The organism is Paenibacillus sp. (assembly GCF_031177825.1).
GTDB lineage: Bacteria > Bacillota > Bacilli > Paenibacillales > YIM-B00363 > Paenibacillus_AE.
In genome coordinates, this window is the sequence record NZ_JAPSKE010000047.1 from 1 (window position 1) to 24,147 (window position 24,147).

19 protein-coding genes and 1 rRNA gene are annotated in these 24,147 nt (G+C 58.6%); 9 read left to right on the plus strand and 11 right to left on the minus strand.

Going from position 1 to position 24,147, the window contains the following annotated elements:
* Positions 1–413 precede the first annotated feature (413 nt).
* Entirely contained in the window at positions 414–1,541 is a 1,128-nt protein-coding gene (locus tag RIN49_RS27890; RefSeq protein WP_309123379.1) for a glycosyltransferase family 4 protein, read from the plus strand.
* Positions 1,538–2,623, plus strand: coding sequence for a glycosyltransferase (locus tag RIN49_RS27895; RefSeq protein ID WP_309123380.1), 1,086 nt, complete (start codon positions 1,538–1,540; stop codon positions 2,621–2,623). The genes RIN49_RS27890 and RIN49_RS27895 overlap by 4 nt, the downstream gene beginning before the upstream one ends.
* A gap of 63 nt (positions 2,624–2,686) precedes the next feature.
* Here the strand turns inward: RIN49_RS27895 and RIN49_RS27900 are convergent, their stop codons facing one another.
* Positions 2,687–4,189 carry an IMP dehydrogenase gene (locus tag RIN49_RS27900; protein ID WP_309123381.1) on the minus strand — a complete coding sequence of 501 codons (1,503 nt, stop codon included), beginning with the start codon at positions 4,187–4,189 and terminating at the stop codon, positions 2,687–2,689.
* 237 nt (positions 4,190–4,426) lie between these two features.
* Between RIN49_RS27900 and RIN49_RS27905 the strand changes: the two genes are divergently transcribed.
* Complete coding sequence (locus tag RIN49_RS27905) at positions 4,427–5,848, plus strand: HEAT repeat domain-containing protein (RefSeq protein WP_309123382.1); 1,422 nt, start codon at positions 4,427–4,429, stop codon at positions 5,846–5,848.
* A gap of 42 nt (positions 5,849–5,890) precedes the next feature.
* Here the strand turns inward: RIN49_RS27905 and RIN49_RS27910 are convergent, their stop codons facing one another.
* The 6 genes from RIN49_RS27910 to RIN49_RS27935 form a co-directional block, all read right to left on the minus strand.
* Positions 5,891–6,733: a helix-turn-helix domain-containing protein gene (locus RIN49_RS27910; RefSeq protein ID WP_309123383.1), complete on the minus strand. Its 843-nt coding sequence runs from the start codon at positions 6,731–6,733 to the stop codon at positions 5,891–5,893.
* A gap of 206 nt (positions 6,734–6,939) precedes the next feature.
* Positions 6,940–9,468: a PAS domain S-box protein gene (locus tag RIN49_RS27915; RefSeq protein ID WP_309123384.1), complete on the minus strand. Its 2,529-nt coding sequence runs from the start codon at positions 9,466–9,468 to the stop codon at positions 6,940–6,942.
* A 213-nt stretch (positions 9,469–9,681) separates the two neighbouring features.
* Positions 9,682–9,864, minus strand: a complete 183-nt coding sequence (gene sda / locus RIN49_RS27920) for a sporulation histidine kinase inhibitor Sda (RefSeq protein ID WP_309123385.1) — start codon at positions 9,862–9,864, stop codon at positions 9,682–9,684.
* Positions 9,865–9,900: 36 nt separating this feature from the next.
* Positions 9,901–11,040: a Ger(x)C family spore germination protein gene (locus RIN49_RS27925; protein ID WP_309123386.1), complete on the minus strand. Its 1,140-nt coding sequence runs from the start codon at positions 11,038–11,040 to the stop codon at positions 9,901–9,903.
* Entirely contained in the window at positions 11,037–12,194 is a 1,158-nt protein-coding gene (locus tag RIN49_RS27930; protein WP_309123387.1) for a GerAB/ArcD/ProY family transporter, read from the minus strand. Before RIN49_RS27930 ends, RIN49_RS27925 begins: the two co-directional genes overlap by 4 nt.
* Complete coding sequence (locus tag RIN49_RS27935; RefSeq protein WP_309123396.1) at positions 12,191–13,723, minus strand: spore germination protein; 1,533 nt, start codon at positions 13,721–13,723, stop codon at positions 12,191–12,193. The genes RIN49_RS27930 and RIN49_RS27935 overlap by 4 nt, the downstream gene beginning before the upstream one ends.
* Positions 13,724–13,916: 193 nt before the next feature.
* Between RIN49_RS27935 and RIN49_RS27940 the strand changes: the two genes are divergently transcribed.
* The 4 genes from RIN49_RS27940 to RIN49_RS27955 are packed head-to-tail and all read left to right on the plus strand — an operon-like array spanning position 13,917 to position 18,094.
* On the plus strand, positions 13,917–15,575 hold the full coding sequence (locus tag RIN49_RS27940; protein ID WP_309123388.1) for a spore germination protein: 1,659 nt from the start codon (positions 13,917–13,919) through the stop codon (positions 15,573–15,575).
* Positions 15,523–16,617, plus strand: coding sequence for a GerAB/ArcD/ProY family transporter (locus tag RIN49_RS27945; protein ID WP_309123389.1), 1,095 nt, complete (start codon positions 15,523–15,525; stop codon positions 16,615–16,617). Before RIN49_RS27940 ends, RIN49_RS27945 begins: the two co-directional genes overlap by 53 nt.
* Positions 16,614–17,855, plus strand: coding sequence for a Ger(x)C family spore germination protein (locus tag RIN49_RS27950; RefSeq protein WP_309123390.1), 1,242 nt, complete (start codon positions 16,614–16,616; stop codon positions 17,853–17,855). The genes RIN49_RS27945 and RIN49_RS27950 overlap by 4 nt, the downstream gene beginning before the upstream one ends.
* A gap of 29 nt (positions 17,856–17,884) precedes the next feature.
* A complete protein-coding gene (locus tag RIN49_RS27955) occupies positions 17,885–18,094 on the plus strand; it encodes a CLC_0170 family protein (RefSeq protein WP_309123391.1) in 210 nt (69 codons plus the stop codon).
* A gap of 72 nt (positions 18,095–18,166) precedes the next feature.
* Here the strand turns inward: RIN49_RS27955 and RIN49_RS27960 are convergent, their stop codons facing one another.
* Positions 18,167–20,095, minus strand: a complete 1,929-nt coding sequence (locus RIN49_RS27960) for an FAD-dependent oxidoreductase (protein WP_309123392.1) — start codon at positions 20,093–20,095, stop codon at positions 18,167–18,169.
* Positions 20,096–20,406: 311 nt separating this feature from the next.
* Between RIN49_RS27960 and RIN49_RS27965 the strand changes: the two genes are divergently transcribed.
* Positions 20,407–20,580: a hypothetical protein gene (locus RIN49_RS27965; RefSeq protein ID WP_309123393.1), complete on the plus strand. Its 174-nt coding sequence runs from the start codon at positions 20,407–20,409 to the stop codon at positions 20,578–20,580.
* A 15-nt stretch (positions 20,581–20,595) separates the two neighbouring features.
* On the opposite strand, the gene RIN49_RS27970 is transcribed toward RIN49_RS27965, so the two are convergent.
* Together RIN49_RS27970 and gdhA are read right to left on the minus strand one after the other, a co-directional pair.
* Positions 20,596–21,546, minus strand: a complete 951-nt coding sequence (locus RIN49_RS27970) for a sugar kinase (protein WP_309123394.1) — start codon at positions 21,544–21,546, stop codon at positions 20,596–20,598.
* Between the two features lie 91 nt (positions 21,547–21,637).
* On the minus strand, positions 21,638–22,984 hold the full coding sequence (gene gdhA / locus RIN49_RS27975; RefSeq protein WP_309123397.1) for an NADP-specific glutamate dehydrogenase: 1,347 nt from the start codon (positions 22,982–22,984) through the stop codon (positions 21,638–21,640).
* A gap of 278 nt (positions 22,985–23,262) precedes the next feature.
* Here gdhA and RIN49_RS27980 point away from each other — a divergent pair, with 278 nt between their 5' ends.
* The gene (locus tag RIN49_RS27980) at positions 23,263–23,730 is read left to right on the plus strand and encodes a GreA/GreB family elongation factor (protein ID WP_309123395.1); all 468 of its coding nucleotides are present in this window, start codon (positions 23,263–23,265) and stop codon (positions 23,728–23,730) included.
* Positions 23,731–23,868: 138 nt separating this feature from the next.
* Here the strand turns inward: RIN49_RS27980 and rrf are convergent.
* Positions 23,869–23,985: ribosomal RNA gene (rrf, locus tag RIN49_RS27985) — 5S ribosomal RNA — on the minus strand.
* Positions 23,986–24,147 lie beyond the last annotated feature (162 nt).

Genomic DNA, 24,147 nt, shown 5'->3' on the forward strand with positions numbered 1-24,147 from the left:
AAACATAATATTCGTACCCGCCGAGCTCCGTCATGATCGTCGGCATCGCCGTGGAGACGATCGTCTGATCCAGGGCGCCGACGAAGAGGCCGAGCAGCAGCCCCGCGACGACCCAATTGAGTTTCGTTTGTTTGCGGTCCATAACCCACCCCGACCTGAGAGAATGTTTTCCGAAATCCACTCTAATAATCTACCCTAATTTTTCTCAGGACGCAAACATTTATTCGCATTTTCGGGACAAGGGTGGGAATATTTTCAGGCTATGAAATAGACAAGCGCCTTAAGTTTCCTGCGGATACGGGTCAACCGTCTACTCGGATTCCCTATCGCCTGAATAAGATTTTATAGTACGGAATCCAACGAATGTCCATGTTCCATCTTCCTCACACTTTGGGAACAAGAAAGGAGAAATCATGAAAATCGCCATCGTCGCGCCGGAGACCCGTCCTGTGCCTCCGGTTCAAGGGGGAGCGGTACAAATTTACATCGATGAAATCGTCCGCCGTCTGGCAGGCCGGCATCGGATTACTCTTTTCAGCCCCAGAGCCGGTTTCGGAGCCCCCTCCTACGGTCGGAAGATCCGCGTCGTTCGGGTAAGAAAGAAAAACTATATTAAAAGGGTTCGGAAGATCATTCGGAAAAACTACTACCCGATCATCCATACGTTCAACCGCCCTCATTTCGTCAAGAAACTCCACAAGGTTTCTCCGAAATCGAAGTACGTATTAAATCTTCACAATGAGCTCGGCGAGAAAAAAGGACCGGGATGGCGCAAAGGAATTCGAAAAACCGACTTCTTCATCGCGAACAGCCATTACACCCGCAGGGACGCCATTCGTCGGTTTCGCCGCGTCAAACCGAGCAAAATCATTACCGTTCACCTTGGGATCGATCCCGGTAAATTTATCATGAAGTGGAATCATCCCGAGCGAGTCGCCGGGCTGAAACGAAAATGGAATACGCAAGGGAAGAAGGTCGTGTTGTTCGTCGGGAAAATCGATAAAAAGAAAGGCATCGACACGTTGATCCGGGCCTGCCGCATTCTGAAGAAAAAGCATAAAAATCTGGCGGTCATCGTCGTCGGCGGTTCGGATCACGGAGCGAAAAGAAAGGACCGCTATTTCAAACGAATCGAAAAAACAGCGAAGCGTACGTTGGGGAAACGCCGCATCCGCTTCACGGGCTTCGTTCGACCGGGCAAGGTCAAGGAATTTTACGCGATCGCCGACGTGTTCGTCTGTCCCTCCCGATGGCATGAGCCGTTCGGCCGCGTCAATCTGGAAGCGATGGCTTCCGGCGTCCCGGTCGTCGCGACGAGACGCGGAGGCGTGCCCGAGGTCGTAAAACACAGGGTAACGGGCTATCTCGTGTCGAAACCCGGAAATGCGAAGCGAATGGCGAGTTATATCGACAAGTTATTGAAGAACCGCAAGCTCGCGCGGAAGATGGGAACCGCGGGCTACAGACGGGCGGTCGCCGACTTTTCGTGGCGCAGCGTCACGCGAAAAATCAACCGCGTATATCGGAAGGTGAGAACATGAGCCCTCGAAAAACCGTCGTCGCCCACGTCAAGAACACCTATTTGAATCCGACGGAAACGTTCATCTACGAACGAATTAAGCATATCAAGCGATTCAAAGGCTATATTTTGGCGGATAAAGTGAAGTATCGGTCTCGGTTTCCTTTTCCCCGCATCTATCGTTTACGCAAAGTCGGGAACGTCCCTCGATTTCTGAAACGAAAAAAGACGGCCGTCATCCACGCTTATTTCGGCAGCACGGCGGTACGCATCCTTCCCTACAAATTAAAGACGGATATCCCCATGATCACCTCGTTCCATGGGAAAGACGTCTCTAAAAAATTAAGGGAGAAGAAATATAGACGGAGGCTGCGTTCCGTATTCCGACACAGCGCCATGGTTCTGACCGTTTCGCATCATATGAAGAGGAAACTCGTTCGGCTTCATTGTCCGCCAGGCAAAATTCGGGTCGTCAAGACGGGGATCGACCTCGGGAAATTCCCCTTTCGCCGGCGTACGCCGCCCAAGAAGGGGGCCCGGGTTACGTTTCTCTCCATCGGCCGGCTAGTGCCCAAGAAGGGCATGGATATTTTGATCAAAGCGTTCGCTCTCGTCCATCGGAAGCATCCGAATACCCGGCTGATCATCGTGGGCAAGGGTTCGGAATCCTCCAAGCTGAAAAAGCGCGTTCGTCGCCGCGGCCTGAAGAAGTCCGTCCGGTTCGCGGGCATGCTCTCGCATCGCGGCGTTCGAAGGATGCTGCGGAAGGCGCATATTTTCGTGTTGGCCAGCAGAACGGCCAAAGACGGCGATCAGGAAGGGATCCCCAACACGTTGGTGGAAGCGATGGCGTCGGGACTCCCCGTCGTGACGACGAATCACTCCGCGATCCCGGAGCTGGTCCGACATAACAAAACCGGATACGTCGCCAGACAAGGCGATACGAAAGACCTTGCCAGAAAGATGAAAAAAATGCTGAGGACGAAGAAGAAGTGGAGGGCGCTGACGTCCAGGGCTCGCTCTGTCGTGGTCCGGGAGCATAACATCAAGGCGCAAGTTCGCAAGGTGGAGCGATTATACCGGCGAGTCGCCCGATCGGGCTGATTCGACGTCGGACGCTTCCGGGGACCCGAGGTCCTCGGAAGCTGTTTCCGACCGTCCGTTCGGCTATTCCCCGGAAAGTCCGCTGTTGTCTTTCAGGATGACGTCGTGCGCGCCGCCTTCGACGAGACTCGTCGCCGAGACGAGCGTGATGCGTGCGTTCTTCTGCAGCTCGGGAATCGTCAGCGACCCGCAGTTGCACATCGTCGACTTGATCTTGGCGGTCGTCTTGTCCATGTTTTCCTGCAGGGGACCCGCATAAGGCACGTAAGAGTCGACGCCCTCTTCGAACATAAGCCCGCTCTTGCCGCCCGTGTCGTACCGCTGCCAGTTGCGCGCGCGGTTCGACCCTTCGCCCCAGAACTCCTTCACGAAGTTGTTGCCGATCTTCAGCTTGCGCGTCGGGCTCTCGTCGAATCGGGCGAAATACCGGCCCATCATGACGAAGTCCGCGCCCATCGCGAGCGCCAGCGTAATATGGTAGTCGTGCACGATGCCGCCGTCGGAGCAGATCGGCACGTACACGCCCGTCCGACGGAAATATTCGTCCCGCGCTTCCGCCACCTCGATGACGGCCGACGCTTGACCGCGACCGATGCCCTTCTGCTCGCGCGTGATGCAGATCGATCCGCCGCCGATGCCGACCTTCACGAAGTCCGCGCCCGCTTCGACCAGATACAAGAAGCCTTCCCGATCGACGACGTTGCCCGCGCCGATCGACACATCGAAGTTCGCCTTTACGTATTCGATCGTCTCCCGCTGCCACTCGCTGTACCCGTCCGACGAATCGATGACGAGCACGTCCGCGCCCGCTTCGACGAGCGCCGGCACGCGGTCCATATAATCCTTGCTGTTGATGCCCGCGCCGACGACGTAACTCTTGTTCGCGTCGAGCAATTCGTACGGGTGCTCCTTATGCGCGTCGTAATCCTTCCGGAAGACGAGCGTGTCGAGGTGCTGGCGCTCGTCCACGATCGGGAGCACGTTCAGCTTGTGATCCCAAATCAGGTCGTTCGCTTCGGAGAGCGTAATGCCGGAGCGGCCGACGATCAGCGATTCGAAGGGCGTCATGAACGAACGAACGGACAAGTCCCGCGCATCCCGGCTAATGCGGTAGTCCCGGCTCGTCACGATGCCGAGCAGCTTTCCGTTCGGCGTGCCGTCGTGGGTGATGGCGAAGGTGGAATGCCCGTTGCGGGCTTTCAGATCGAGGACGTCCTGCAGCGTGTCGTCGGGGGTGAGGTTCGAGCGGCTGACGACGAAGCCGGCCTTGTACGTCTTCACCTTGCGGACCATCTTCGCTTGTTCCTCGATCGGCTGGGAGCCGAAGATGAACGAGATGCCGCCGGCGCGCGCGAGCGCGACGCCCATCCGGTCGTCGGAGACCGACTGCATGACCGCGGAAGCGAACGGAATGTTGAGCGAGTAAGCCGGCTGCTCGCCCTTCGCGAACTTGACGAGCGGCGTCTTCAAGCTGACGTTCGCGGGCGTGCACGCCTTCGTGGTCAAGTTCGGAATCAACAAAAACTCGCTGAACGTGCGCGACGGTTCGGTGTAATACGTAGCCATTCTGAGTTCATCCCTGCTTTCTTTGATTTTCACGTAAATTTTTCTGATTCTATCACTCGCCGGAGCGCGGGTCAATGCTTTTTTTCTTGTTGATTTTTACGATGTTTTGATGATTTTTACGAAAACGGTTTCCTTCTGCTTAACTTTGTGCAAATCCACCTTAGGATCATGCATGCCGCCGGTTCCGGTCTGTCTTTATAATGAAGCTGAATTCGAAACGCGGGAGGCGGAACGCGCATGACGATCAACCCACCGGTCTTATTGACCGACGAACAGATGAGAAAGTTTGTGACGGACGGATATTTATTGTTGAAGACGGATTTCCCGAAGTCGTTCCACGACGCCCTGACGGCGCAGCTCGACAAGGTGTACGCGGAGGAGGGCAACCCGGGGAACAACCTGCTGCCCCGCATCCGCGAGCTGCGGAAGGTGTTCGACCATCCGGTCGTCACCGGAGCGCTGTCGAGCGTGCTCGGCCCGAATTATATGCTGCACGCCCATCGCCACGGCCACTTCAACGCGACCCCGAAGCCGGGCGGTTGGCACAAGGACAGCTACTGGGGGTACAAGAAGCAGCGCAACCACCATCCGTGGTGGGCGATGGTCATGTATTTCCCGCAGGATACGCCCGTCGAGCTCGGACCGACCGGCCTCCTGCCGGGCACCCAAAATTACGAAACGCGCGTCTTCGAGACGGAAGATCCGACAGGCGAGGCGCTGGCGGCCGGCGAAGCGGGCACGTTCCTGCTCATTCACTACGACATCTGGCATCGCTCGACGGCGAACGTGCTCGGGAAGCCGCGTTACATGCTGAAGTTCGAGTTCATGCGCACGAGCGCGCCGACGGCGCCTTCGTGGGACAACCGCGACGCCGCGTGGACGCCTCCCGCGACCGTCGACGCCCTGCCCGCCCGGCATGATCTCCTCTGGGAGGAGACGTGGCGTTGGCTGCGGGGCGAGGTCGGCGCGATCGCCGGCTCGCTGCCGGCGGATGAAGCGGCCATCGCCGATGCGGCCGCGCGCCTCGCGGGCGAAGACGAGCCGGACGCGCTGAACGCCGCGTACGAGCTCGCGGCCCGCGGCGACCTCGGCGTCGCGGCGCTCGCGGGCGCGCTGCTCGCCGGCGGCGCGGCCGGCCGGGCCGCCGCGTACGGCCTCGCCGTCGCGGGGGCGGCCGCGGTGCCGGCGCTGCGCGAGGCGCTCGCGAGCGCCGACGAGAAGGCCGCCGCCCGCGCCGCCTTCGCGCTGGGCGAGCTTCGCGGCCTCGCCGCCGAAGCCGTGCCCGCGCTCGTCGACGCGCTTGGCCGGCCCGAGCCGCGCGTCCGGCGCACGACCGTCGAGGCGCTCGGCCAGATCGGCCCGGCCGCCGGCGCGCACGTCGGCGACGCCGTCGCGGCGCTCGCCCGCGCCCTGACCGACGACGACGCGCAGACGCGCTTCACGGCCGGCCTCGCGCTCGCGCGCCTCGGCTCCGCCGCCGCCGCCGCCGTGCCGACGCTCGTAGAAGCGCTCGACGACGAGAACCGCTACGTCCGCGCCCACGCCGCCGAAGCGCTTCGCTACATCGGTACGCCGGAAGCGAACGAAGCGCTGCTGCACGAGCTGACGTACGCGCGGTGGTGCTCCACCACGACGAAGGAGAGCACGTTCTACCCGTAAGCGATACAAGAAGAGGCTGCCCGCACGCGGGCAGCCTCTTGCTTATGTCATCCACTCTCGGTATTGCGACGGCGTAAATCCCGTCGTCTCCTTGAACAGACGGGAGAAATACGAGATTTCCATCCCGAACCGGTCCGCCACCTCCGACACGTTCAGCTCCGTCGTCGCGAACAGCCGCTTCGCCCGTTCGACGCGCTGGCGGTTGATGTATTGGATCGGCGAAAACCCCGTCGTCCGCTTGAACGACCGAATGAAATAATTCGGATGGTAATGCGCCAGCGCGGCCAGCTCCTCCACCGACAACGGCTCGGTCAGATGCTCGTCGATGAAGCGCAGCACGAGGTCCATCTTCGCCATCGCGCCGGATCTCGCCGTCCGCACCTTCATCCCGCCGCCGAGCTCCAAATACGCGGCCAGAATGGAGAGCAGCTCCGAACGGACTCGCATCGCGGCGGACAGCTCGGTTCGCCCTCGCCAATACGCCAGCCGCTCGAACGAAGCCGCGAGCCGCGGGCGCTCCGCCTCGGGCACGTCGACGAAGTCGGGTACGTCCAGCACGCGGGGAAGCGGCTCGTCCCCGACGTAAGCCGTGAAGTGACACCAATGCTTGCCGAACGGCTCGCCCTCCGCCGTTCCGTACGATTGCCGCACCCCCTGCGGCATCCAGAACAGCTGCCCCGGCGCAGGCTCGTATTCCGCGTCCCCGATCTTCAAGTACCCCGTCCCCTCGAGAATGAAATACAGCTTATTGAAATCGGGCGTATAATCGGTATCGCGCCAGGACGGGGACACCTTCGTGTAAGCGGCTACGGACACATCCACGCGCATATTGGCGATCGCCTCGTGCCAGAACGCCGGCTTCGCGGCGTTTACTCCTCGTCCCACTTTTTCGAATACCCCTTATTCGTGGCCCATATGGTCATCCATGTGATCGCCGCCAGAATCACGAAGCCGGCGACCCATACGCCGCCGGGCACCTCGCTGAACATGCCGAACCGCCTCCTCCGTCCCTCTCGGACTTGCTGTTTCCCTATTATACCACCCTCGCGGCAGGGGAGAACCGTTTTCTTCGAACGTCGATGAACCGCCGTTCAGACCGGTTTCGGCTTGCCGGGATTCGAGATCGGCAGCGTTATCGTAAACGTCGTGCCTTCGTCGGCCGAGCTTCGGACGGAAACATGCCCTTGATGGTTCCTAATAATGTTGTAGCTGATCATCAGTCCCAATCCCGTCCCTTTATCCTTCGTCGTATAAAACGGTTGCCCTAAATTAGCGATCTTGTCCTCGGGTATGCCGGGTCCTTCGTCGCGGATGACGATATGGACGGCCGTAGAATGCACGCGGACGACCCGAAGTTGGACGACGCCGCCTCGGTCCATCGCCTCGATGGAATTTTTCAGCATATTGATGACGACCTGCTTGAGTTGATTTTCGTCGCATCGGATCCAGACGTCCTCCTCGGGAAGATCGATTTCGATCGATACGTCGTTTAAGTTCGCCTGCGATTCCATCAATTTCGCGACATGCAATACGATGTTTTGAAGCTTTTCCGATACGAAGCTCGTTTTTTGCGGCTTCGCCACCATTAACAGCTCGCTGATGATCAGCTCGATCCGGTCCATCTCCGAAGCGATGATGGCGTAGTACCCTGGATTCATCCCTTCCTTGGTCAGCTGCAAAAATCCTTTGATCGCCGTCAAGGGGTTTCGAATTTCATGCGCGATGCCCGCCGCCAACTCGCCCGCAACCGCCAACTTTTCGGATCTCTCGTAAATTTCCCTCGCCTTCTGAAGCTCCGTAATGTCCCGTACGACCACGATGCGCGCGACTTCGTCGTTAAATTTGGCGGGGATGGCGGATACTTGCACGTGAAGCGTCCCCCTGTCCAAGCGTACCCATTTCTCCTCCATCCGCTCGGACATCTTCCCCTGCATTTCCGTAAGTTGAATTCGTCTCTGGACGTTCTGATGAAAATCGGGATGAACGGTCTCGAACACGCTTTTTTGCAAGATGTCCTCGGGTTTCGTACCGCCTAGCAGCCGAATGCCGGACGCATTGACGAACACCCATCGCGTCCCTCGGCCGATCAAAATCGCCTCCGGGAACGACTCGATCAGGTCGCGATACATTTCCTCGCTTTTGGCGAGCGCCCTTTCGGCTCGTTTCCGTTCGGAGATGTCGCGGGCGACCGCGGAGAAATACGTACGTTTGTCCGCAACCCAAGTGTTTAAGGATAGCTCGATCGGAAACACTTCTCCTTCCTTGCGTTTCCCTTCGAGCTCGACGACGCGTCCCATGATCCGCGGCGTCGAACCGTCCATGTACTGCTGAAATCCATTGCGGTGTCTCGTCAAATATCGGGAAGGAACGATCATATCGATGCTCTTGCCGAGCACATCCTCGCTCGAATAACCGAAGATCCGTTCCGCCCCTTGATTCCACACGACGATATGTAAATCTTCGTCCGTCATGATGAGCGCGTCGAGGACCGAATCGACGACCGTTAGAAACTTGGTTTCCTGATCCCGCTTCTCCCGCTCATGCTCCTGAACGAGCCGGTCTAGGTCCCTCCTGGACTCCGTGATATCTTTGCCGATGACATATACGCCTTGACGGTCTTGATCGATCATGCGCGGAATCGCAAACAGCTTCAGCATGACAAGGTCGCCGGTCTTCGCGCGAAACGCGATTTCGCGCGGCCGCGCGCCGTCCTCGGCGGCCTCTTCGAGAAGTTCGTCCACCGACGCGACGAACGGCGGAACGGCGAAGGCGCGAATGTCTCGATGGCGGTATTCGTCCGGGAGATACCCCAGGACCCGAGTCGCGGCTCCGTTGCTGTGCAAAATCGTCCCCTGTTGATTCACTAACAGCACGGCATCCGGGTTTTCCTCGAACAGCGGCTTGTACCTCATTTCGCTGGCTTCGAATCGCTTATCGATATAGATGCAAGTTACGGCCAAGGCAAGGATGAATAAGGTCGCAAAGAAAATCACCCACCCTAACCATTCCTGCTCGAAGGACGACGGGTGGGTTTCCATGACGGTATACGTCGTACCCGCTACCGCCGCGAAGTGCAACCCCATCATGCCGGTTCCCATGACGACCGAACACAACAACCTGGTAATGCGTTTCTTGAGAAGGGAATTCCAACGGTATGCCAGCAGGAACACGATGAAAGCGTCGAGAAAACCGATCGATACCGTAAGGGCGATCGAAGCCGGGCGATAGCTTAAGTCGACCCCGATGAGCGAACTGCTGCCCACATAATGCATCACGGCTGCACCGACGCCGAAGATCGCGCTGCTTGCGAGGAGGTAGCCCCAGCCGTGCTTCGAAAGCCCGATGATAAGAAACGCGATGAAGGACGCGGACAGGGAAACGATCAAGGAAGCCATCACGGTCCCTATACGATAGGCAGCCTCGATATGGTGAGCCGTCATAGCGATGTAATGCATCGAACAGATCCCGATGCTCAACGTCGCCGCCCCGAAGAACAGCCACAGCATCCGTTGGGTCGCCAGCAGTCTCTCGACGAAGCTGAATGCGGCGTAAGCCGAGACGGCCGCGGCCGTATAAGCCAAAAGAACGAGCGGCAAACTATGTTCCGCCAGCGTCGACATAGTAAAACATCCCCTAACCTATCCTAGATGTTGAATTTGGAAACTGCGATGATCAATTATACCTTTAAGCTAGCGTTCGGAACATCATTGGTTCGATGGACTTTACAATGGAGACAAAAAAAACCGGTGTCGAAAGCTCGACGCCGGCACTGTGTATCCCTCATATTCTATAGGCGGCTTCACGAAAAACGCCGGTACGAGTAGTGAAAGCTCTCATTCTAATTCCTTGGGTTCGATCCCTCTGCGCTTTAGCTCTTCGACGATCATCATCAGAAACTCTTTCTCCAACTCCAGCTTCTTCGCCGTCAGGTATAAGTCAATCAAGTGTTCGTCGCTAAGCTGTCTCGTAAGGCATGGCTCCTCGGCAGCGTACGGCGTTCCCTCGCCTGTCCCCATTATAAAGCGTCCCCCGCGGATAAGGGAATGGGTAACTTACTCCATCTCCATCCCGGTACGGCGCAGCTTGACGTCGTATACGACCTCGATGACCGCCTCGGCGAAATAGTCGGCGTCGCGAACCTCTCTCCATATGCGAGGGTGATACGCGCTTAATTTGCTTCCGACGCAGAGAATATCCGCATCGAATTTGTTCTGGAGCGTATCCAACAGCTTGCGTGCTTCGTCTTCCAAATATTTTTTTGCCCCCCGTTCCAGTTCCGCGATCTGAGCCGGATCGGAGAAGTCGGTATCGAACGATTTCGCGATCAGATCGCCCTCGACGGACACCGTGAACTTCGCATGCACGCGGCCGTTCTCGAGGCGGTACGACTCGTCCACCTTCGTCGTGTCCGTGGTGAACGACAGCAGCTCGTCCTCGTTCCCCTTGTACGGGAACACGATCGGACCTCCGTTCTGCCGTTCGGCGATGCGCATGAAGCTCCACGTCTGTTGGTCGTCCAATGACCCAAGCATCTTATCCCCTTTAAACACCGCGATGCCCGCCCACCGCACCCCGGTCGGTCCGACCTCCATATAGTTCAGGAACGGATGCTCGGAGTCCGCAGATAAGTTGATGTAGAACCTCCCCAGGTTGACGTCGGGGATTCTTCCGGTTTCCGAGCCGCTCTCGATCAGCGACATCAGGAACACTGTAGGGATTTGCTCCAGCTCCGGCTTCGTCTGCAGCAGCTCCACCGCCTTCCCCTTCACGACGATCGGCCAGAGCAGCCGGCGGATTTGGGGATCGCGTCGGAACGCGTCCATCACTTCGTCCAGCCCGGCCTTCGCCATCTCCTCCCCGATCGCGATAACGCGGGTATGCCCGTAGAACAGCTGCTGATTCACCCGGCGCTGCAGGTTGTTGAACGCTTCGATCAACGTTCGGCCGGAGGCGCGCATCACCCGGACCGGATCGCCGGTGCCGCCCCCGCCGCCGGTCGATCCGGCGATCTTGATCGGGATCGGGATTTGCACCGAGACGGAGATCAGCTTCGGATCCGTCTCGTCCCGATCGATTCCGATCGCGACGACGGACGTCCGCTCTTCGATTTCTCGCTGGTCCCAGCACCCCGCAAGCGCCAACGTCGAGGAGAATAGCAGCAGAAGGCTCAGCCAGCGCGCCGCCCCGCTCATGTCGCTCCCCCTCCCTTGACCCCCTTGCCGCGAACGATCGCGATCCCAAGGAGCAGCGCCGGAATCAGCAGCGCGGCGACGCCGCCGAGCATGCCCGAATATCGCTGATATTGGAACAGCGCATGAATATTTTGCGGCAGCAGCGACAGCCAATAGAACACAGGAAGCAGGATCGTTGCGATGATTCGGTACGGCTTCTTCCCCTTAAACCCCAAGATCCTATGAATCAATAGCGTCGTCGCGCAATACATCGTTCCCGTCGTCGTGAACACGGCCGCGACCCACACGCCGAGGAACGCCGATTCCATCCGCTCCAAGATTAACCCGGGCACCTCCGTTACCTTCACCAGCTCGAGCGTCGGCCAGGCGAGCAGCTGCAGCTCGTCCACCCCGAAGACGGCGACGCCGGAGAAGACGATCAGCGCGTAAATCCCCCCGGGGATCGCGATGCCCGCCAGGTTGGCGCGCAGCAGCTTATCGCTCTGCTGCACGTACTCCGAGAACACGGTCATCACCTCGAAGCCGAGGAAGGCGAAGGACGAGACGATGATGCCCCGGAGGAACGCCGTCAGATCCACCCCTTCTTGAAGGGGAAACAAATGGTATAGCCGCGCGCTTTGGAACGAAGAGATCGCGATCAGCAGCACAGGGACGACGATGATCGGAAGCAGCATCTCGTTGACGCGCGCCATGACCTCGATGCCGTAGAGCGTGAGGATGTACGCCGTCAGCAGCATCGTGGAGATGATGACCTCCAGCGGCGTTTGGGTCAGCACGGTCGTAATGACCACTTCCCCGAACATGCGCGCGACGATGACCGTACTAAACCCCCAGGAGCCGATATATAGGAGGAGAAGGGGAACGGTGAACAGCCTGCCGAACGCCTTCCCCTTGCCAAGCCCCAAGATTTCCGCGCCGTAGGCGACGATGCCTTGATGCGGGAACCGTCTGGAGAGGAGCGTAATGACGGCGACCGCAAGCATCGCGACCAATGCGCCTAGGATAACCGAAAACCATGCCGATTGCCTCGCGTATTCGGCCGCGCCGCGCGGAAGCGTCAGCACGCCGACGCCGATAATGGCGCTTGCGATGATGGAGGACGATTGCCTCGCGCTGATGACGGTTTCGGGATGTTCCCCTTCCTTCTTGTTCATGAGTCGTCCCCTTTCGAATGTTCTCCCATGCGCGTAGCGTCGCCCGGAATGAAGAAAGTCGGTCTCTCCTTCATGCGATACAGCGGCGCCCGATAGAAGGAATCCTTCACATCCTTCTTCCGGAACGGAGTCAAGGGCGCCATGTACGGAACGCCGAACGACTTGAGCGAGCACAGATGGATGACGATCAGGATGAGGAACAGCATGATGCCGTATAACCCGAACAACGCCGCCGCGGCCATCATCGGAAACCGAAGCATCCGCAGCGCGATCGCGGCGCTGTAGCTCGGCGAAGCGAACGATCCGATCGTCGTGAGCGCCACGACGATGACCATGATCGGACTGACGATGCCGGCTTCGACGGCCGCTTGTCCGACGACGAGGGCGCCGACGATGCCGATCGTCGGGCCGATCGGCCCCGGCAGCCGCACGCTGGCTTCCCGCAAAATTTCCATCGTGATCTCCATTAGGAACGCCTCGACGATCGACGGGAACGGCACCGTGGAACGTCCGGCCGCCATCGCGATGACGAGCCGAGACGGGATCATCTCCGGATGGAACGAGCTGAATGCGATGTACAAGGACGGAAGCAAGACCGCCATGCCCATGGAGATGATGCGGATGATGCGAATGAGCGTCGCGATTAAGTACCTCTCGTAATAGTCCTCCGGGCTGTGGTAGAACTGGTTGAACACCGCGGGAGCGATCAGCACGAAGGGCGACCCGTCGCACAGGATGGCGACCTTCCCTTCCAACAAATTCGCTACGACTTTATCGGGACGCTCGGTGTTTTGAATGAGCGGGAACGGCGTCCAATGCGTGTCTTCGATGAATTGCTCGATGTACCCGCTGTCGAGGACCGCGTCGATGTCGATCTTCTCGATCCGGCGAACGACCTCGTCCACGATATGCGGATCGGCCACGCCTTCGATATAAGTGACGGCGACGCTCGTATTGCCTCGCTGGCCGACTTTAAGGCCCTTGATTCGCAAGTTCGGGTCCTTCAGCTTCAAGCGGATCTGCGCCGTATTCATTCGGATCGTCTCCGCGAAGCCGTTCCGCGGCCCCCGGACGACCGCCTCCGACCGGGGCTCCTCGATGCTCCGCTTCTCGAACCCCTTCGTATTCAGCAGCAGCGCCGTCGAGACGCCCTCGACGAACAACGCGGCGTCTCCGGACAATACCGCGTGCAGCGCTTTGCCGAGCCGATCGACGGCGGCGACTTCGTTGACCGGAAGCCCTGCGGCCTGAAGCCAAGCGACGGGGTCCTCCGCCTCGGTCGATTCCGCGCGCATGACCGGCTCTAAGACATATCGGTCGATCGTCGTGGCGTCGGCCATGCCGTCGATGAAGATCAGCGCCGCGGTTCGCGACAACGCGCCGATGCGGAACCGCCGCACCATCACGTCGGCGCTGTCTCCGAGCGCTTCCTTCGCCAAGGCCAGGTTCCCGTCCAATTCTGCGGTCAGCGTCACGTCGTCCATCGCTTGAAGCGATTCGGCGCTGCGACGGTCGACCTCCTGCAGCATCCTCTTGTTTTTCGAGGCGTCGTTTCTTCTTCCGGGCTTTCGAAACACAGGGCTTCCCACCTCCTCTTCGATACCATAAAAATCCCCTAGAATCGAAAAACTATGCACGCCCTGCATGAAATGGCATATTCGTGAAAATAGTAAGACAAGCCGTATTTCCGACTCGCTTACGTTGAGAAAGGAGTCGATTTCTATGTCCCGTCGGAACTCCCCGTCTCCGAACCGCTCGCTGGATGACTATGCGAGCGAGAAGCTGCCATCGAACTTGGACGAGACGATCCGAATCGTGCAGAACCTGCTTAACGAAACGGACGACTTTATCGTGCGTCGGTTTCAAGTGTTCGGGCGGACGCCCGCCGCCCTGTTTTACTTTTCGGACTTGTCCAATCAAGTAATCATTAACCAAAACATCTTGCAGCCTCTCATGCAGGGCCCGCGCCATCTGGTCGACGCCGAAGTCGATCCCAAGCGGCTCAAGTCGGTCATCGCCGACGAAGCGCTCATCCACGGCGAGTGCGTGCTGTCCGCGGACGCATATTTCGTCTTGGACGCTATTCTCCAAGGACGGGCGGTCGTCGCTGTCGACGGGGTGGACCAAGCGTTCGTCATCGGCTCGCCGAACGTGCCGAAACGGTCGATCGCCCAACCGCCCACGGAGCAGACGATCCAAGGGCCGAGAGAGGGGTTCATCGAGCCGCTCATTTTCAACCTCGGCCTGCTCCGCTACCGCCTGCCGACGCCGGATCTCCGCATCAAGCTCATGCGGGTCGGCCGTATTACCAAGTCCAAAGTGGCGGTCTGCTACTTGGAGGGCATCGTCAACCCCGATCTCGTGAAGGAGGTCACGAGGCGGCTGAAGAGCATCGACATCGACGGCATTCTCGACTCCGGCTTTTTGGAGCAGCTGATCGAGGACAACCATTGGTCGCCGTTCCCGCAAATTCAAAATACCGAGAAGCCCGACCGCGCCGTAGGGCAGATGATCGAAGGCCGCGTAATCGTCCTGGTGGACGGTTCCCCCTTCGCTTTGATCTGCCCGACCGTGTTCGTGCAGTTTTACCAATCGTCGGAGGACTACTCCTCCCGCTTCTTGCAGGGGTCGTTTTCCCGTTTGGCGCGCGTCATCGCCCTGCTGTTCTCGTTGATCACGCCGTCATTGTACGTCGCTATCATCTCGTTCAACCCCGAGCTCATTCCGACGGAATTCGCGATCGCGGTCGCCGGCGGCCGAGCCGGCGTGCCGTTCCCGTCCGTCGTCGAGGTGCTGGTCATGGAAATCTCGATGGAGGTGTTGCGGGAAGCGACGATACGGCTGCCGCAGCAGGTCGGCGGCGCGCTCTCCATCGTCGGCGTCCTCGTCATCGGCCAAGCGGCCGTGTCCGCGGGCTTCGCAAGCCCGATTACGGTCGTCGTCATCGCGCTCACGACGATCGGCTCGTTCGCGACGCCGGCGTATAACGCTGCGTTCGCGCTGCGAATGCTGCGTTTCCCGTTAATATTCTTGGCCGGTATGTTCGGCTTGTACGGCATCGTCGTCGGCCTCATCCTGATCGGCAACCACGCGCTGTCCTTGAGGTCGTTCGGCGTTCCGTATTTAACGCCGGCTGTACCGGGCAACCTGAGCGGCCTGAAGGACTTGCTCATCCGCGGTCCGCTGTGGTGGATGAAGACGCGTCCTTCCTTACTCCAGACGGAAGACGAAAGCCGCGTCGGTCAAGAGACCGTCGAATACCAAGGGGCAAAGACCCGCAACGTGATGGATCCGAAAGCGATCGATGAGAAGAAGGAGGGGAATGCCGATGAAGCCGGAGAAAGTGATCACGGTGGTCCAAGCGACCTCGATTCTCGTTAGTACGATCGTAGGCGTCGGGGTTCTGCCCTTGCCGTTATTCGCCGTTCAAGCGGCAGAGACGGGGGCTCCTTTCGCGACGGTGGTGGCCATGGCCATCGCGAGCGTCGGACTCGTCATCGTCACCTTGCTCGGCATGCGATTCCCGAAGCTCACGTTTAGCGAGCTAAGCGAACGCATTATCGGCAAGTGGTTGGCCGCGCCCATGACCCTGCTGATCGTCTCGTTTTTCGCCGTGCTGTCGGCGCTCGCCGCCCGCGAGTTCGGCACCGTCGTCGTCACGTCCGTTTTGAAGAACACGCCGATCGAGGTGACGGTGTTCGTCATGCTGCTGTTGGCGACGTTGTCCGCGCGCGCGGACATGCGCTCCTTTTCCTACATGCACATGTTCTATCTGCCCGTCGTCTTGGTCCCTGCCCTCATCATCGTGGTCTTGTCGCTGAAGAACTCCAACATGCTGTACCTGATGCCGATCTTCGGCAATCACAGGCCGGATTTCTTCGGAGGCGTATTTACGATCGCCGCGCTGTTCCAAGGCTACTTCATTATGACGAATGTGATCCCGTGCATGCGCCGACCGAGGAAAGCGATGATCGCCAGCATCCTCGGCATGGGCATCGCGGGCGGACTGTACTTACTCTTGGTCGTCGCCGTCGTCGCCGTCTTCGGGCCCATGGAGACGAAGAACCTGCTATGGCCGACGCTGGAGCTCGCCAAGACGACGGCGCTGCCGGCCAACGTGCTCGAGCGGCTCGACGCCGCGTTCTTGTCGGTATGGGTCACGGCGGTATTCACGACGCTGCTGTCGAGTTATTATTTGACGGTTCGAAATATGACCGGGCTGCTGCGGCTGAAAGACCATAAGCCGTTCACGTTCTTTACGCTCCCGTTCGTGTTTCTGATCGCCATGCTGCCGGAGAACGTGTTGAACCTGTACAGGGTGATCGAGATCGTCGGCCGGATCGGTCTCGTCCTCACGCTGCTGTACCCCGGCGCGCTGCTGCTGATCGCGGCGCTGCGGGGGGTTCGGGGGGAAGCCTCATGAGAGCGCTTCTTACCTCGCTTCTCTCGATCGCCGCGCTATCGCTCTTAACCGGCTGCTGGGACCGGCTCGAGATCGAAGAGCGCGCCGTCGTGCTCGCGATCGCCATCGATGTCGCCGGTCCCGAAGTGGTGCATAAGGAATCGATGGTCAAAAGCAAGGATCAGAAAATCGATGAAGACATTCCCGTTCCGGAAGGGAAGACAGTGAAAGTCACGGCTCAGATCGCCGTCCCCGGCCGCATCCCCCTCGGCCCCGGCGGCAGCAGCGGCAGCGGCGGCGGCTCATCGGGCGGCGGCAACCCCGTATGGGTATTGGAATCCTACGGCTACACCGTAGACGAGGCGGTTCAATCGCTGCAACAAGAGGTGGCGGACCGACTGTTCTTCGGACATCTGCGAGTCATCGTCATGTCCGAAGAGTACGCTCGGCGAGGGACAGGAAACTTAAGCGATTACTTGCGCCGGAACCCGGAAGTGCGCCGACTGGCCTGGCTCGTCGTCTCGAAGGAAGAGGCGGCGCAATATATGAGGACTTCTCCCCAGCTAGAGCGGGTACCCGCGCTGTATTTGCTCTCGACGCTCGATCACGCGGTGCAGATGGGCAAATATCCGTTGGAGGTCATCGGCAACTTCTGGATTAAGATGTCCAGCCTCGGTCAGGAAGCGAACCTGCCGTATTTGGAAATTCAGGACCAACACAACGTGAGGATCTCGGGGCTCGCCTACTTCAAGGGCGAGAAGCTCATCGGCACGACGGATCCCCTCGAGATCGGCCTATTCATGGGTCTCGTCGGGAGCGAGCAAGGCGGGTATTCCTCGTACGTACGCATCCCCGGCTCGGAGGAGACCGCCATGTTCCGCGTCACCAATCGGCGGTCGAAGACGCACGTCAGCATAAAGAACGGCCGGCCGACGGCGGAAGTGACCATATTTCTGGAGGGAAATATTACGGAAGCCTCGGATCAGGGGAAGGGCAATTTAAACAGCCCGGAGGATCTTGAGAAAATCGGGAGGGAGCTTTCCGACCGCTTCAGCGATCGGTACGAGCAATTTGTTCGACTCTTGCAAGAGGAAGAGTCGGACATTTTCGGGTACGGCGAATATATCCGAGCTCACGAATCGGGATATTGGAATCGGCATATTCGCTCGAAGGCACGGTGGCAGAGCGCGTTCAAGGACATGGAAGTGAGGGTGAACGTCTCGTTCGACGTTCGAAGGGTCGGCCAGAAGGCGCAATAAGCTCAAACTCCATAGGGGGTACCCAAAAGATGTATCAATCCGAGACCGGATATTTCCTGTACGTCGTGTTTTTGTTTCTCTCCACGGGGGCGCTGATCTTGACCGTCGACGCCAAGCGGTATAAGACGTCGAACCTGCGCCGGGAAGGGAAATACGCCTTCTTCATGGGGTGGTTCAACGTCCTTGCGGGGATCGCGCTCTGGGGCGGCAACTGGGTATATTCGACGTACATCGCATAATGGATGAGGGCCGTCCGCAACGTTCTTCGCGAACGCTGCGGACGGCCCTTCTTTCTCTTGCTTGTTTTCGATTTATCGAGCGAGCTGAAGCTCTTCCTTCCGCGCTTCCGCGATCAGCTGCTTGGCCGCGGCGCGGGCGCTCGAGAACGCGCGCTCCGCCAATTCGCCCTTCCCTTCGCAGCCGTCGCCGCAGAAGTAGAACGGCACATGCTCCATACGTACCGGAAGCAGCCGATTCGAGACGACGTTCTTGACGCTCGACACCATCGCCTTCTTCGAAACCCGCTTCACCGCGACCTTCTCGCGCCAGCCCGGGTAATGCGTATCGAACATCTCTTCCATCTGCGCCGTCTTCCCGTCGAGGTACTGCTTGCGCTGCTCATCGCTCTCGAATTGATCGCTGAGATACGCGATGCCCTGCAGCAGCTGGCCGCCCTCCGGCACGACCGTATGGTCGGTCGCCGATACGTCGCTAATGAACAGCTTGCGGTTCATATCGCTGATGTACGAGAACGGGCGCGCCACCACTTCGCTTAATCCGATGTCGTACACCATGACCTCCGTCGGCGTCGCGCCTTCGTAGTCGGCGAGGAACGGCTCCCAAGGCGTGCCGCGAAGCAGCTTGACGACTTGTTGTACGGGCATCGCGAAGACGATGCGATCGAATTCGTCCTCGCCGTTCTTGGAGCGAAGTTGATATTTCCGATTTTCATACCGGATTTCTTCGACCGCTTCCTGCAGCTTGATGCCCCACCGGCCGGAAGACTCGATCTTCCCTTTCAGTTGATTCGTAATGACCGCCCAGCTGCCCAGCACGTAGTTGACGGGACGGCTCGAGAGGAACAGATTATGGTAATATTCCCCGATCACGGGGCCGGGCACGTTACGCGCGTCCGACGGCGCGATGAAGAAGTTGGAGCAGACCAGGTGCTCCCAAAGCTCCTTCAAGTCTTCGCCGCTGTCCGACTCCGCTAAGTAATCGCCCAACGTACGGTAATTTTTCATATTGTGAATGTTCGCGATGATGGCGGCGATTTCCGCGACGAACCGCACCTTCTGCGACGACGGGAGCAGGTCCGTCTTCATCAAGTTCATGGCGTCGAGCGGCGCCGGGGTCAGCTTTTCGTTCTTCGCATAGAAGACCTTCCGCTTGTCGACCTGCTTGCTGCCGAAGGAGAGGCCGAGCTCGCTCTCGAGATTCGAAAGCTCGTGCCGATCGATCCCGTACACCGCGTGCGCTCCGTAATTCAGCGTAAATCCGGCCTTCTCGTACGTAAACGCGCGACCGCCCAACTGCGGGCTCCGTTCGTACAGGACGCCTTCGACGGAAGGCTGCTCCGACAAGTACGCCGCAGCAGTCAATCCCGCCAATCCTCCGCCGATAATCGCTACTTTCATTCGATATCCCTCTTTCTCGTTCGTCATCATGTCGAGCGGCTCCGGCAGCTCGGCGGCGCGAAGCCCCGCCCATGCCGCGGACAAATTCGATTGCAGCATGGCGATCAAGCTCGCGTCTTCCTGGTAAGCCCATACGTTCAGCGTGCCGAAGTACGTCGTCACGATCAGCTCCGCTTTCCGGCGGTCCGGCAGCCACTTCATCACGGCCGCCTCCAACGCCCCGAGCTGCGCCGCATGCTTGCGCCGGACGTTGTCGTTGCTCATGGCGACCGCCGTCAAGCTGCGAATGACCTTCGGCATGTCCGTATAATTAGACGCTAAGTCTAGAAACAATCGATTAATATGCCCTTCCAGCGAGACGACATGCGCAGGGGACGTCTGCACCCACCGGTCGACGATGTCCATCTGCGCCGTCGTCAGCTCGGCCAACAGCTCTTCTTTGCTTTCGAAATAATGGTAAAAGGTGCCTTTGGAAATGTTCGCCGTCTGAATAATTTCGTCGACGGACACATGTTCGTACCCTCGCTCCACGAACAAGCGGACCGCCGTCTCGATGACGCGCCTCCGCTTCTTCTGCGTGGCCGCTCTCATGAACGTCGCCAATGTCGGACACCGCCTCTCCTCGTATCTTTATTATATGCTTAATTAGACCGTTAGTCTAATAAATTTCGGGATGAAGGAGCTTCCTTCTTGGGAAAATAGGCGGAGGAGGGATACCGTTGACGCAGAAAACGCTGTCGCAGCCGTTACCGCGTCGCCTTGCACGCGATGGCCGGCAAGAAGATCGACAAGTTCGAGGATGCTTTGAATCACATCTACCTCGGCAAGGTCGTCCTCTTCGTCGAAGGGAAGCCGTTCGCCTATAAGCTCGGACTCCCGAATCAGCTCGCTCGCGGCATCAAGGAGCGGTCGCCATGGCTGCCGCGCTCCCGGCCGCATTGTTCGGCTTTCGCAACGCGCTTCAAATCTTCGAATTCGATCGCTATTGGACGTCTGTCTGCTTTCAAATCGGCTTGCCGGCGTTCTTCCGCAAACGAAAGAAGCCGCCGACCAAGTCGGCGGCGGAATCGGGTCAAGAACCTATATAATTTCGTTGCGAGCGGTTATCTTTCGACGTGCTTGCGGCTCCCGAGCTCCGCTTCAACCAAGGCGAGCGGGGGAATGCTCTCCCAATCGCCGGCGCCTTGGACGACCATCGCGCCGATCAAGCTTCCGAGGCGAACGGCCTCGATAGGACTCATCCCGCGAACGATGCCCGACAGGAAGCCGGCGCAGAAGCCGTCTCCGGCCCCGACCGTGTCGACGACCTGCTTCACCGGGAAGAACGGCACGCGATCGATTCGATCCTTCTCGACGATCAGCGTCTCGTTGCCGGCGCCCTTCACGATCGATACGGCCTTCAGCTTGCGCAACTCCTCGATGATCACGTCGAAGTCGTCGGTGCCGTAGAGCAGCTGCAGCTCGTCGTATCCCGGCAAGTAGTAGTCCGCCGACTCGGCCAACCGCTGCAGCACCGGGCGAGCTTCCTCCATCGACCACAGCTTCAACCGAAGATTCGGGTCGAAGCTGACTTTCACGCCGTGCTTGCGGGCGATGTCGACCGCCGCGAACGCCGTCTCCCGGCACGATTCGCTCAGCGCCGGCGTAATGCCGGTCACGTGAAGCAGTTTCGCCTGCCGAATGTAATCCTCGTCGAGATGCGCCGGCGTCATCTTGCTCGCGGCCGACAGCTTGCGATAATAGTAAACCGACGAGCGGCCCCACGTCACGTCCCGCAGCATCAGCCCCGTAGGCTCGCCTTCGACGAGCGCGGCGCGCGACACGTCGACGCCCTCGCCTCGGATCCCCTTCAGGATCATGCGGCCGAGCGGATCGTCGCCGAGCCGCCCGAACCAACCCGCCTTCGCGCCGAGGCGCGCCAAGCCGATCGCAAGATTGCTCTCCGCTCCCCCGAAGGAGCTGTCGAACGTCTTCGCGTGTTCGATTCCTTTGCCTTGCCCCGGCATCATCAGCGCCATCGTCTCGCCGAACGTTACAATATCCGCGAATGTCATCTGGATCGAATCCCCCTTCTGTCCTATACCCGTTCCTCTTACCATATCACAGTCGAAGGCCCGATGGACAGACAAGGGGCGGTCCGACGCATTAGATCACGCCGTGGGCGATCATCGCGTCCGCTACCTTGCGGAAGCCGGCGATGTTGGCGCCAGCCACGTAATTGCCCGGCACGCCGAATTCTTCAGCCGCGTTCACGGATTCGCGATAGATGTTCTTCATGATCTCGTGCAGTTTGCCGTCGACTTCGTGGAATCTCCACGAGAATCTCATGCTGTTCTGCGACATCTCGAGCGCCGATACGGCCACGCCGCCTGCGTTCGCAGCCTTCGCCGGACCGAACAGGACGCCGGCTTCGAGGAATGCGTCGATCGCTTCCAGCGTCGATGGCATGTTCGCGCCTTCGCCGACCGCTTTCACTCCGTTCACGATGAGCAGCTTCGCGGACGACTCGTCGATCTCGTTCTGCGTCGCGCAAGGGAGCGCGATATCGCAAGGGATCGCCCAGATCTTCTCGCAGCCTTCCGTGTACACCGCATGCGGGTGCTCCTTCACGTATTCGCTGATCCGCTTGTACTCGACTTCCTTGAGTCTGCGTACCGTATCCAAATTAATTCCGTTCTTATCGAAAATGAAACCGCCGGAGTCGCTGCAAGCGACGACCTTCGCGCCGAGCTGATGCGCCTTCTCGATCGCGTAGATGGCCACGTTGCCCGAACCGGATACGACGACCGTCTGGCCTTCGAAATCCATGCCTTTCGCCTTCAGCATCTCGTCGACGAAGTACACTGTGCCGTAACCCGTCGCTTCCTTACGTCCCAAGCTGCCGCCGTATCCGATGCCTTTGCCCGTCAGGACGCCGGCTTCGTTCCCGTTGCGAAGTCGCTTATATTGGCCGAACATATAACCGATTTCGCGCGCGCCGACGCCGATGTCGCCGGCCGGTACGTCGATGTCCGGACCGATATGTCTGAAGAGCTCGGTCATGAAGCTTTGCGCGAAGCGCATGATCTCCATGTCGGATTTGCCTTTGGGGTCGAAGTCGGAGCCGCCCTTGCCGCCGCCGATCGGCTGGCCGGTGAGAGCGTTCTTGAAGATTTGTTCGAAGCCGAGGAATTTGATGATGCTGGCGTTAACCGTAGGATGGAAACGCAATCCGCCCTTGTATGGACCGAGCGTGCTGCTGAATTGTACGCGGAAACCTCTGTTCACTCTGACGACGCCTTGATCGTCCACCCAAGGCACTCGGAACGTAATCAGACGCTCCGGCTCGGAGATGCGCTCAAGAATGTTCAGTTCCTTATAGATCGGAAACTTCTCGAAAACCGGAATCAAGGATGTGAAGATTTCTTTCGCCGCTTGATGAAACTCGGTTTCGCCCGGGTTTCGCTTTAACACCGTCTCATAAACGTTCTGCACATACTGCTTGCCGCTCATGTTTTCCTTTGCTTGTCCATTCGTCACGTCGTAATCCACCTTATCCCATGAGAGTAGAAAGAAGAATCTTAACACAATATGTTACATAAAAATGCCTCTATGCGCAACAACAATCCTGTGAAAATTGTCGATTTCGGATGACCAACATCTGGAACCGTGATACAATGAATGAAAGCCCTTTAACCGGGGCTTTATTTTCTTTCAGGAGGAGATTTCGATGCCAAGCATTGACGCGATCAAGCGAGGTTGGGAGAAACAAGTGGGGGGTGACACGTACTATGAGCCCTAGTCTCAGCGCCGTCACCGCCACTCGGGAACATTTCATCCATCAACTCGTTTATTTCGACGAGCAGTATCCTGCATTCTTCGATAATTATTTATCCGGTCTGCAAGATACGGAACGCGCCCTCATCGAAAAGTCGATCCGGCGGTACACCGACACCTTGGTGGAATTGCTGGAGAAGGAGGACGACGCGCTGTTCGAGCGACTGAAGGCCGTCGTGCTCATCGGCAGCCGCGCGAACGTTTATTATGAAGAGGACGGCTTCGAAGAGTCGTTCACCGTCGTGTATCCCAGCGAGAGCGACCCCGATAAGAATCGCATCTCATTCCTCTCTCCGATTGGCAGACAACTGCTCTTCGCGACCCCGGACCGCTCGCTCACCCTTGACGTACCGAGCGGGAAGCTGCAGGTCGTCGTCCGCGAAATCCGGTACGCCTATATCGGCGGATTCTCCACCGGGTAAGAAGGAATCCAATCGATCCGATCTTGAAAACAATACCCTTCGCCTTTCGGCGAAGGGTTTCTTATGGTTATCCGTTAGCATACGCAAAAAAACGCCTCCGGATCGATGGTTCGATCTAGAGGCGTTCTTTGCTTCTCGGCTTGGCGACGTCCTACTCTCCCGGGACCCTGCGGTCCAAGTACCATCGGCGCTGGAAGGCTTAACGTTCGTGTTCGGGATGGGTACGCGTGGTTCCCTTCCGCCATTATCACCAAACCTATTGTGTTGTTTCCGCCAAGAAACAACGATTGTGATTCAAGGAGTCTTGCCCCTTGAAAACTGGATGCGAAACGATTGCACACTCCGAATATTTGGATAAGTCCTCGACCGATTAGTATTCGTCAGCTGCACGCATTGCTGCGCTTCCACCCCGAACCT

Bases quoted from the DNA above. Each gene is read 5' to 3' on its own strand.
- RIN49_RS27890 (WP_309123379.1), top strand. From the start codon at position 414: ATGAAAATCGCCATCGTCGCGCCGGAGACCCGTCCTGTGCCTCCGGTT.
- RIN49_RS27895 (WP_309123380.1), top strand. From the start codon at position 1,538: ATGAGCCCTCGAAAAACCGTCGTCGCCCACGTCAAGAACACCTATTTG.
- RIN49_RS27900 (WP_309123381.1), bottom strand. From the start codon at position 4,189: ATGGCTACGTATTACACCGAACCGTCGCGCACGTTCAGCGAGTTTTTG.
- RIN49_RS27905 (WP_309123382.1), top strand. From the start codon at position 4,427: ATGACGATCAACCCACCGGTCTTATTGACCGACGAACAGATGAGAAAG.
- RIN49_RS27915 (WP_309123384.1), bottom strand. From the start codon at position 9,468: ATGTCGACGCTGGCGGAACATAGTTTGCCGCTCGTTCTTTTGGCTTAT.
- sda (WP_309123385.1), bottom strand. From the start codon at position 9,864: ATGGGGACAGGCGAGGGAACGCCGTACGCTGCCGAGGAGCCATGCCTT.
- RIN49_RS27925 (WP_309123386.1), bottom strand. From the start codon at position 11,040: ATGAGCGGGGCGGCGCGCTGGCTGAGCCTTCTGCTGCTATTCTCCTCG.
- RIN49_RS27930 (WP_309123387.1), bottom strand. From the start codon at position 12,194: ATGAACAAGAAGGAAGGGGAACATCCCGAAACCGTCATCAGCGCGAGG.
- RIN49_RS27935 (WP_309123396.1), bottom strand. From the start codon at position 13,723: ATGCTGCAGGAGGTCGACCGTCGCAGCGCCGAATCGCTTCAAGCGATG.
- RIN49_RS27940 (WP_309123388.1), top strand. From the start codon at position 13,917: ATGTCCCGTCGGAACTCCCCGTCTCCGAACCGCTCGCTGGATGACTAT.
- RIN49_RS27945 (WP_309123389.1), top strand. From the start codon at position 15,523: ATGAAGCCGGAGAAAGTGATCACGGTGGTCCAAGCGACCTCGATTCTC.
- RIN49_RS27950 (WP_309123390.1), top strand. From the start codon at position 16,614: ATGAGAGCGCTTCTTACCTCGCTTCTCTCGATCGCCGCGCTATCGCTC.
- RIN49_RS27955 (WP_309123391.1), top strand. From the start codon at position 17,885: ATGTATCAATCCGAGACCGGATATTTCCTGTACGTCGTGTTTTTGTTT.
- RIN49_RS27965 (WP_309123393.1), top strand. From the start codon at position 20,407: ATGGCTGCCGCGCTCCCGGCCGCATTGTTCGGCTTTCGCAACGCGCTT.
- RIN49_RS27970 (WP_309123394.1), bottom strand. From the start codon at position 21,546: ATGACATTCGCGGATATTGTAACGTTCGGCGAGACGATGGCGCTGATG.
- gdhA (WP_309123397.1), bottom strand. From the start codon at position 22,984: ATGAGCGGCAAGCAGTATGTGCAGAACGTTTATGAGACGGTGTTAAAG.
- RIN49_RS27980 (WP_309123395.1), top strand. From the start codon at position 23,263: ATGAGCCCTAGTCTCAGCGCCGTCACCGCCACTCGGGAACATTTCATC.